Origin of the sequence: Micromonospora sp. HK10 (genome assembly GCF_000982955.1) — a bacterium.
Classification (GTDB): Bacteria; Actinomycetota; Actinomycetes; order Mycobacteriales; family Micromonosporaceae; genus Micromonospora.
On record NZ_KQ058736.1, the window covers coordinates 1 to 6,801 of the forward strand.

The window sequence follows — 6,801 nt, forward strand, 5'->3', positions numbered from 1 at the left end:
TCTCGGCCCGCCGGCGGGTGGGTGCCGTGGTCGAGTGTCGGGACGGCCACGTCTCGGCCCGCCGGCGGGTGGGTGCGGGCCCGCCGGCGACGGCTCAACCCGCAGGACCGCGGTCGTCGTGCTCGGCGATCGTGATGATGCCGCGCGGCTGGTCGAGCACCGCGGCGGTACGCTCGGCGGCGGCGTCGACGTGGATGCGCGGCGCTCCCGGTGCCGAGTCGGGGTAGAAGGTGCCGGGGCCGTAAAGCTGGCCGTAGCGCAGCACGACCCCGCCGAAACCGAGGACGGCGTCCTCCAGGGCCTGGACGGCGGCGGCGCCGTCACCGGGCGGCAGGGCCCAGGCGACGCTCTGGGCGAAGAGCCGGGAGCAGCCGCTCGCGGTCGCCGCGTCGATGAGGTTGCGGGTCCCCTCGACCCGGATCCGGGCGTTGCCGGCGCGTCGGGCCGGCAACTCCTCGGCGGTGTCGGGCAGATCCGTGAGCTCGTGCAGGAGCAGGTCGGGCTGGAACCGCTCGACAGCGGACGTGAGGGTGGCCACGTCGTACACGTCGCACACCACCGGTTCGGCGCCGAGGGCGCGTACCAGGGCGGCCTTTTCGGGGCTGCGGGTCATCCCGGCGACGGTGTGTCCGGCCCTGGTGAGCAGGGGGAGGATGCGGGAGCCGAGCACACCTGTCGCGCCGGCGACGAAGATCCGTACGGGCGGCACGGCGGCGTGGCGGTCGGCGGGCCGGTCGGCGGTCACGCCGCGTGCTGCGTCCTGCATGCCCCAGAACGTACCCGCGCACCCGGCCGAAGGGCCCCGGCACCGGCCATCAGCTGGGACGGGGCAGCGCCGGCAGCCGATCCCGGAGGATGATCAAGGCGTGGGCAAGACGTATGAGCGTATCGACGGCCGGCTGCGGAGCTTCATCGAGGCGCAGCCGATGTTCTTCACCGCCACCGCCCCGCTCGCCGGCGACGGCACGGTCAACCTCTCCCCCAAGGGCCTGCGCGGCTGCTTCGCGGTCCTCGACGAGCACACCGTCGCCTACCTGGACTTCGCCGGCAGCAACGCCGAGACCATCGCGCACCTGCGGGAGAACGGCCGGATCACGCTGATGTGGTGCGCGTTCGACGGCCCGCCGAACATCGTGCGGGTGCACGGTCGCGGCGAGCCGGTGTTCCGCGACGATCCCCGGTGGCCGGGTCTGCTGCCCCAGTTCGCCATCGACCCCGGAGACCACGGCCTGCGGGCGATCATCGTGGTGCGCGCCGAGCTGATCCGCGACACCTGCGGGTACGCGGTGCCGCTGATGACCTACCAGGCCGACCGGGACCTGCACGGGCGGCGTTTCGCCCGGGAGGACGACGCGTCGCTGAGCGCGTACTTCGCCGGCAAGGAGCACGTGGCGAGCAGCATCGACGGGCTGCCCGGCCTGCCGCTGCCGCTGCCGCCGACCCCGGCGGCCTGATGGGCGGCCGGGTCAGTGGATGCCGGCCATCAGGCCACGGATCTGCCGGGTGAACATCACCGCGGCCAGGCCCAGCACCACCGAGGCCAGCCCGAAGGTCAGGAAGTACGCCGGCTCGGACCAGCTCTGCGCCAGCCGGGCCACCTGTCCACCGATCGCGTCGCCCACGGCCGTGGCCAGGAACCACAGGCCCAGCATCTGGCTGGCGTACTTGACCGGGGCCAGTTTGGTGGTGGCGGACAGGCCGACCGGGCTCAGTGACAGCTCGCCGGCGACCTGGATGGCGTAGACGGCGACCAGCCACCACGGCGAGACCAGGTCGCCGCCGACGGCGGCCTGCGCGGCCGCGGCCATGAGCACGAACGACAGGCCGTTGAGCACCAGGCCGACGGCGAACTTCATCGGCGTGGACACCCGGTGGCCGAGCTTGAGCCAGAGCCAGGCGGCCAGCGGCGCGCCGATGATGATCAGGATCGGGTTGACCGACTGCAGCCACGAGGCCGGGAAGGTGAAGCCGCTCACGTTCCGGTCGGTCCGGTCCGCGGCGAAGATGTTCAGCACCGAGCCGGCCTGGTCGTAGATCAGCCAGAACGCGGCGGCGAAGACGAACAGCCACAGGTACGCCTTCATCCGGCTGCGCTCGGTGTTGCTGATCTCCCGGTCGGTCAGGATCCGGGCGAAGTACGCGATGGTCACCAGCACGGTGACCAGGGTGAGCAGGTTGACCACGGTGTCGACGGTGAACAGCCCGATCAGCGCGAGGACGGCGAGGACGACCAGCACCGCGACGGTGACCGCGGCGATGCGGGTCAGCGCCCGCCGCCGGTCCGCGCCGAGCAGCGGGTCGGCCGGTCGGGCCCCGGCGTCGCCGAGGTTGCGCCGGCCCAGCACGTACTGCAGCACGCCGAAGGTCATCCCGATGGCGGCCGCGCCGAAGCCCAGATGCCAGTTGATCTTCTCGCCGAGGAAGCCCGTGATCAGCGGGGCGATGAACGCGCCCAGGTTGATGCCCATGTAGAAGATCGAGAAGCCGGCGTCGCGGCGCGGGGAGTCCCGGTCGTACAGGTCGCCGACCATGGTCGAGATGTTCGGCTTGAGCAGGCCGGTGCCGAGCACGATCAGCGTCATGCCCGCGAACACGCTCCACCCGGTGGGCACGGCCATCACGTAGTGGCCGGCGGCGATGACCACGCCGCCCCAGAGCACGCTGCGCCGGGCCCCCAGCAGCCGGTCGGCGACCCAGCCGCCGGGCAGCGCCATCAGGTACACCATCGCGTTGTAGGTGCCGTAGACGGCGTTGGCGGTGGACTCGCTGATGCCCAGGCCCTCGTCGGCGACCGACGCGGTCAGATACAGCACCAGGATGGCCCGCATGCCGTAGAAGCTGAACCGCTCCCACATCTCGGTGAGGAACAAGGTCGACAACGCCCGGGGGTGGCCGAAGAAGGTCTTTCCCCCGGGCGGTCGGGCCTCGATCGGCGCGTCACTGCTCATCGTCACCTCCGGACCTGTCCAGGCGGTTAACATCCCCGTTGGCAGTCGAATCACTCCACCTGTTCGCCCGGCCGGGGACGAGCCCGCCGGGCCGCCGTTCTGTCCGGCTACCCTTGCAGGGTTCCGACCCGCGCGGGCCCTGCCCGCGTGGGCGGGAATGGCCCGGCGGAGACGGACCGTTACACAGAGAAGACCAGCACCACGAGCGAGGGGAAGTCGATCATGGGCGAGCGCATGCTGCGCGGGAGCCGCCTGGGCGCGGTCAGCTACGAATCCGACCGCAACACGGAGCTCGCGCCGCGTCAGACCCGCGAGTACCTCTGCGCCAAGGGCCACCAGTTCGAGGTGCCGTTCGCCGTCGACGCCGAGGTCCCGACGACCTGGGAGTGCAAGTTCGACGGCAGCGTCGCCCGGCTGGTCGACGGCAGCGAGCCGGAGCAGAAGAAGGCCAAGCCGCCGCGTACCCACTGGGACATGCTGCTGGAGCGGCGTTCGATCGCCGAACTGGAGGACATCCTGGCCGAGCGGCTGCAGGAGGTTCGCACCCGCCGCGGCCGCGCCTGAGCGCACCGGTCAACCGAAACGCCCCCGGGGATCCCCCGGGGGCGTTTCGTCAGGTCCGCACCCCGCTCAGGACCGGCCGGGCTCGATGATCTCGCCCTCGATGGCCCGGCCCGGCTCCACCGGCGGCACCACACCCGGCACCGCACCGCCCGGCTCCCCCGCCGCCGGCGCCGGCGACCCGGCACCCGACGGTGGGGCGTCGCGACGCACCCGCACCCGGCGCGGGCCGAACAGGTCACCGGCGACCACCGACGACACCCGGCGCTCCGCGGCGCGCTGCGCCCCGCCGCGCGCCAGCCGCCGCAGCGGCGGCACCAGCAACAGCAGCCCCACCACGCCGCTGACCAGGCCGGGCAGCGCCAGCAGCAGCGCACCGACCAGACCCACCAGACCGTCGGTGACCTGCTGGCCGGGCGGCTGCCGGGACTCCACGGCGGCCCGGAAGCCCCGCCACGCCCGCATCCCCTCGCGGCGCAGCAGCACCAGGCCCAGCAGCGACGCCGCGAACACCAGCAGCACCGCGGCGCCGAAACCCACCGCCCGGCCCACCAGGATGAACACGGTCAACTCCAGCACCGCGAGCAGCAGCAGGGCCGGTGGTACGAACCTCAGTCCTCGGCGCATCTCACCTCATCAGCCGACGGTGTCCTCACGCCCCTCCAGCATGACACGCCGGCCGGTCACGGCCACCGGGCCAGCGCGGGCGGCCGGCGGCGCGCCACGACCCGCCGGTCCCGCAGCGCCCAACTGGTGATCCGCCACAGCGCCTCGGCCACGATCAGCGGGCTCATCTTGCTGTCGCCGTGCTCCCGCTCGGCGAACGTGATCGGCACCTCGACGATGCGCGCCCCGGCCCGGTGCGCCAGCCGGGACAGCTCCACCTGGAACGCGTAGCCCTGGGAGCGCACCGACGCCAGGTCGATGGCGTCCAGCGCGCTCGACCGGTACACCCGGTAGCCGCCGGTGGCGTCGGAGACGGGCATGCCCAGCGCCAGCCGCGCGTACAGGTTGCCGCAGCGCGACAGCAGCAGCCGGCGCAGCGGCCAGTTCAGCACGCGCGCGCCGCGGGTCCACCGCGAACCGATCACCACGTCGGCGTGCCGGGCGGCCGCCAGCAGCGCCGGCAGGTCCTCCGGGGCGTGCGAGCCGTCGGCGTCCATCTCCACCACGGCGTCGTAGCCGCGCCGGCGCGCCCAGGCGAACCCGGCCAGGTACGCCGCGCCCAGCCCTTCCTTGCCCTGGCGGTGCAGCACGTGCACCTGCGGGTCGCCGCCGGCCAGCGCGTCGGCGATCGCGCCGGTGCCGTCCGGGCTGTTGTCGTCGGCGACGAGGATGTCCACCGCCGGGGCCGCCGCCCGGATCCGCGTCACGATCCGGTTGACGTTGTCGGCCTCGTTGTAGGTGGGGACGACCACGAGCACCCGTCCCACCCCGGGATGGCCGGCCGTCCGCCTGTCGGCTGCCACGCCCACCGTCGTACCGCCTCCCCGCCGGCGTACCGGCACCGTCGTCCTACCCGGGGGCGACCTCCCGGCGGCGGCGCAGCACGGCCGCGCCGGCCAGGGCCGCGACGGCGAGCGCCGCGAGGGCCACCTCCGGCCACACCCCCGCCCGGGTGGCCGGGGTGGAACCGTCACCGAGTCGCATCTGCCGCACCACCACCTCGGCGGTGTTGAACCCGGTCGCCCCGTCTACCCGCCCGTCGGGGGAAACGAACCCGGACACCCCGACCGTGGAGGCCATCAGGGCGGCGCGGCCGTGCTCGACGGCCCGCAACCGCACCATGGCCAGTTGCTGGCGGGCCTCCGCCACGTCGAAGGTGGCGTTGTTGGTCTGCACCACGAGCAGTTGCCCGCCGCCGGTGACGGTGTCCCGGACCAGGCCGTCGTAGGCGACCTCGAAGCAGATCACGTCGCCGACGGTGACCGTGCCGGTGTCCAGGACGCCGGCGCGTTCCCCGGGGACGAAGTCGGAGCGGACCCGGTCGACCTCGGCGCTGACCATCCGGGCGATCCTGCGCAGCGGGATGTACTCGGCGAACGGCACCGGGTGACGTTTGGTGTAGAGCTGCGCCAGGTCGGCGCCGGTGCCGGGGCGCCACAGCAGGCCGGCGTTGCGGACCTGCCCCGCGCCGGGCCCGAGCAGCACCGCGCCGACCAGGATCGGCGCGCCGACCGCGTCGGCGGCCTGGGAGATCCGCTGCCCGGCGTCGGGGTTGCGCAGCGGGTCGATGTCGCTGGAGTTCTCCGGCCACACCACCAGGTCGGGGCGTTGCCGGGTGCCGGCGGTGACCTCCGCGGCCAGTTTCAGGGTGGCGCCGACGTGGTTGTTGAGCACCGCCTCCCGCTGGGCGTTGAAGTCCAGCCCCAGGCGGGGCACGTTGCCCTGCACGATGGCCACCGTGACGGTGTCGCCGCCGCCGCGTACCCCGGTGGGCACGCCGCCGGCGGCGGCCAGCAGCGCGGCGAGCGCGGCGGCCACGGCGGCCACCGGCCGCCACTGCCCGGCGGGGCGCCGCCAGTCCCGCCAGGCGGCGGTGAGCAGCAGCCCACCGGTGAACGCCACGGCGAAGGTGACCAGCGGGGCGCCGCCCAGGGCGGCCAGCCGCAGCAGCGGCGAGGCGTCCTGGCTGAACGCCAGCCGTCCCCACGGGAAACCGCCGAACGGGGTGCGGTCGCGCAGCGCCTCCTGCCCCACCCAGAGCAGCCCGGTCAGCGCCGACCAGCCCCACCGCCAGCGGTCGGCCAGCGGCGACACCCAGGCCCCGGCCGCGCCGAGCAGCGCCAGGTAGCCCGCCTGCAACAGCGACAACAGCAGCCACGGCAGGTAGCCGGTGTGCAGGTTGGTCCACTCCAGCAGCGGCGCGAACAGCGTCACCCCGGTCAGGAAGCCCAGTCCGGCGCCGGCGCGCAGCCGCCTCCGGTGCGTCGCGGCGGCCAGCAGCGCCACCCCGACCGGCGCGAGCGCCCACCTGCCGTACGGGGGGAACGCGGCCAGCAGCGCCACGCCGGCCGCGAGGGCCATCGGCAGCGCCGCGGCCAGCGGCAGGGGGCGCGCGCCGTCGCGTGCCCCGGCGGTGGCACGGTTCTGTTCCCGGTCGAGCGTCGTCACCGGCACCTCACCACGATCACGCGCCGAAGGCTACCCGGCCGGCCGGCGTCCCCGCCCGCGGTGGCCTGGTGGGTTGCCGTACGGGCCCGCCGCCGGCTGGGCCGGCACGGTCGCGGCCGGCGCGACGGCGGCCGGGCGTGTGGTGGCCGGCGCGACGGCGGCCGGGCGTGTGGTGGCC

At 74.3% G+C, this 6,801-nt stretch carries 7 protein-coding genes; 2 read left to right on the forward strand and 5 right to left on the reverse strand.

The window, feature by feature from the left end; genetic code table 11:
* Positions 1–94: 94 nt before the first annotated feature.
* Positions 95–766, reverse strand: a complete 672-nt coding sequence (locus tag LQ51_RS08535; RefSeq protein ID WP_082159323.1) for an SDR family oxidoreductase — start codon at positions 764–766, stop codon at positions 95–97.
* Between the two features lie 100 nt (positions 767–866).
* On the opposite strand from LQ51_RS08535, the gene LQ51_RS08540 reads away from it, so the two are divergent.
* Positions 867–1,454 (forward strand): pyridoxamine 5'-phosphate oxidase family protein, encoded by a 588-nt coding sequence (locus LQ51_RS08540; RefSeq protein ID WP_046564155.1) that lies wholly within the window; start codon positions 867–869, stop codon positions 1,452–1,454.
* Between the two features lie 12 nt (positions 1,455–1,466).
* On the opposite strand, the gene LQ51_RS08545 is transcribed toward LQ51_RS08540, so the two are convergent.
* Entirely contained in the window at positions 1,467–2,948 is a 1,482-nt protein-coding gene (locus LQ51_RS08545; protein ID WP_046564156.1) for a peptide MFS transporter, read from the reverse strand.
* Between the two features lie 222 nt (positions 2,949–3,170).
* Between LQ51_RS08545 and LQ51_RS08550 the strand changes: the two genes are divergently transcribed.
* Positions 3,171–3,512 carry an RNA polymerase-binding protein RbpA gene (locus tag LQ51_RS08550; RefSeq protein WP_046564157.1) on the forward strand — a complete coding sequence of 114 codons (342 nt, stop codon included), beginning with the start codon at positions 3,171–3,173 and terminating at the stop codon, positions 3,510–3,512.
* Positions 3,513–3,578: 66 nt separating this feature from the next.
* On the opposite strand, the gene LQ51_RS08555 is transcribed toward LQ51_RS08550, so the two are convergent.
* From LQ51_RS08555 to lnt, 3 genes are read right to left on the reverse strand one after another with little or no spacing between them, the layout of a single operon-like run.
* The gene (locus LQ51_RS08555; RefSeq protein ID WP_046564158.1) at positions 3,579–4,136 is read right to left on the reverse strand and encodes an FxsA family protein; all 558 of its coding nucleotides are present in this window, start codon (positions 4,134–4,136) and stop codon (positions 3,579–3,581) included.
* 56 nt (positions 4,137–4,192) lie between these two features.
* Entirely contained in the window at positions 4,193–4,984 is a 792-nt protein-coding gene (locus tag LQ51_RS08560) for a polyprenol monophosphomannose synthase (protein ID WP_046564159.1), read from the reverse strand.
* 40 nt (positions 4,985–5,024) lie between these two features.
* Positions 5,025–6,623, reverse strand: coding sequence for an apolipoprotein N-acyltransferase (lnt, locus tag LQ51_RS08565; protein ID WP_046564161.1), 1,599 nt, complete (start codon positions 6,621–6,623; stop codon positions 5,025–5,027).
* Positions 6,624–6,801 lie beyond the last annotated feature (178 nt).

Bases quoted from the DNA above. Each gene is read 5' to 3' on its own strand.
- LQ51_RS08535 (WP_082159323.1), bottom strand. From the start codon at position 766: ATGCAGGACGCAGCACGCGGCGTGACCGCCGACCGGCCCGCCGACCGC.
- LQ51_RS08545 (WP_046564156.1), bottom strand. From the start codon at position 2,948: ATGAGCAGTGACGCGCCGATCGAGGCCCGACCGCCCGGGGGAAAGACC.
- LQ51_RS08550 (WP_046564157.1), top strand. From the start codon at position 3,171: ATGGGCGAGCGCATGCTGCGCGGGAGCCGCCTGGGCGCGGTCAGCTAC.
- LQ51_RS08555 (WP_046564158.1), bottom strand. From the start codon at position 4,136: ATGCGCCGAGGACTGAGGTTCGTACCACCGGCCCTGCTGCTGCTCGCG.